Annotated in this window: 3 protein-coding genes; all 3 read left to right on the top strand. The window is 66.6% G+C overall.

Annotated elements, in window-relative coordinates; translation table 11 throughout:
- The coding region (locus WEA77_RS16245; RefSeq protein WP_368068914.1) for a DsbA family protein at positions 1–499 on the top strand (499 nt) is incomplete at its 5' end.
- Positions 500–511: 12 nt separating this feature from the next.
- Positions 512–970: a DUF1330 domain-containing protein gene (locus tag WEA77_RS16240; RefSeq protein ID WP_368068913.1), complete on the top strand. Its 459-nt coding sequence runs from the start codon at positions 512–514 to the stop codon at positions 968–970.
- A 4-nt stretch (positions 971–974) separates the two neighbouring features.
- The coding region (locus WEA77_RS16235; protein WP_368068912.1) for an MBL fold metallo-hydrolase at positions 975–1,566 on the top strand (592 nt) is incomplete at its 3' end.

The following is a 1,566-nucleotide window of genomic DNA, read 5'->3' as shown; positions in this document are numbered from 1 at the left end:
CGCCGAACTCAAGCTGCGCTATGTCCTGCCCATGGTCATGCGCGGGCTACCGGTTCCGCTGATAAAACGGCGCTATATCTCGATGGATACCGCCCGCGAGGCGCGCCGCCTCGGCGTTCCTTTTGGCAGGATCGCCGATCCGCTGGGCAAGCCCGTCGAGCGGGGCTATTCTATTCTGCCCTGGGCGCGCGAACAGGGCAGGGGCTATGAATTCTGCCAGGCCTTCCTCGCCGGCGTCTGGTCGCAAGGCATCGATGCCGGCAGCGATTGCGGCCTGCGCAAGATTGTCGAAGCGGCCGGCCTCGACTGGAACGCCGCGCGCCGGCAACTGGAGAGCGATGCCTGGCGCGCAGAAGCCGAAGCGAACCGCGCCGAAATGATGTCTCTCGGCGTCTGGGGCGTGCCCAGTTTCCGCGCCGGGGATGTCATCACCTGGGGGCAGGACCGCCTCTGGGTCATCGAAGCTGAACTGAAACGCCAGTCCGGACAGTCCGTATAAGGAGAAACAGACATGCAAGTACTGAACGAAGTCTTCCCTTCAGATCCCGCCCGGTTCTCGGCCCTGATGGAGAAGGGTCCGGATGGCCCCATCTTCATGGTCAATCTGCTGAAGTTCAAGGACAAGGCCGAGTATGACGATGGCCGGGCCTGCGATCTGTCAGGCCGCGACGCCTACATGATCTATGGCCGCGCCGTCGCGCAGCTCCTGCCGGCATTCGGCGGCCGGGGTCTCTTCGCCGGCGACGTGACCTTCCTCGCCCTTGGCCAGGTCGAAGAGCTCTGGGACGAGATCGCGGTCGCCATGTATCCGGACCGCGCGTCCATGGTGCGCATGTCGCTGTCTGAGGAGTGGCGCGAGATCGCCGTGCACCGCATGGCCGGCCTCAAGGGCCAGCTGAATATCGAAACAGTCATCCCCGCGGCCGGCATGGCCTCGCCCTTCCTCGAATTGATGAAAGCCGGAGGCTGACCCCATGGGCCCTGTACGCTGGACGCTGCTCGTCGCCGGCCTCGCCGCCGCCGCTGTCCTGGCTGGCAGCCAGATATTCCGTTTGCAGATTTCAGAGGCCCTGTTCGAGCGCGCCGTGAAAGAGAACATCGGGCGCAACACGGCCGCCGGCCTCGGTGACGGCCTGCACATCTATGTCTGCGGTGCAGGCTCCCCGTTCCCGGACCCTCGCCGCGGCGGCCCTTGCCTCGCCGTCGTGGCAGGTGATCAGCACATCCTCATCGATGCCGGCTCCGGCGGCGTGCGCACGCTCACCCGCATGGGCTACCCCGTCGGCGAACTGGACGCGGTCTTCCTCACCCATCTGCACTCGGACCACATCGACGGTCTCGGCGAGCTGCTGATGCAGGCCTGGATCAACGGCGGGCGCGGCGCGGCGATGCCGGTCTACGGCCCCTCCGGCGTCGAGGAAGTCGTGAACGGCTTCAACGCCGCCTACCGCATCGACGCCTCATACCGCACCGGCCATCACGGCGCAGACATTGCCAATCCCGAGGGGCGAGGCGGCGCGCCGATCGCCATCACCCTGCCCGCCGGCCCGGGAGGGCAGGCGGTCG

This window comes from Hyphomonas sp., assembly GCF_040882205.1.
Classification (GTDB): domain Bacteria; phylum Pseudomonadota; class Alphaproteobacteria; order Caulobacterales; family Hyphomonadaceae; genus Hyphomonas.
The sequence above is the reverse complement of the archived record's forward strand: the minus strand, read 5'-3'. Positions and strand labels throughout refer to the sequence as shown.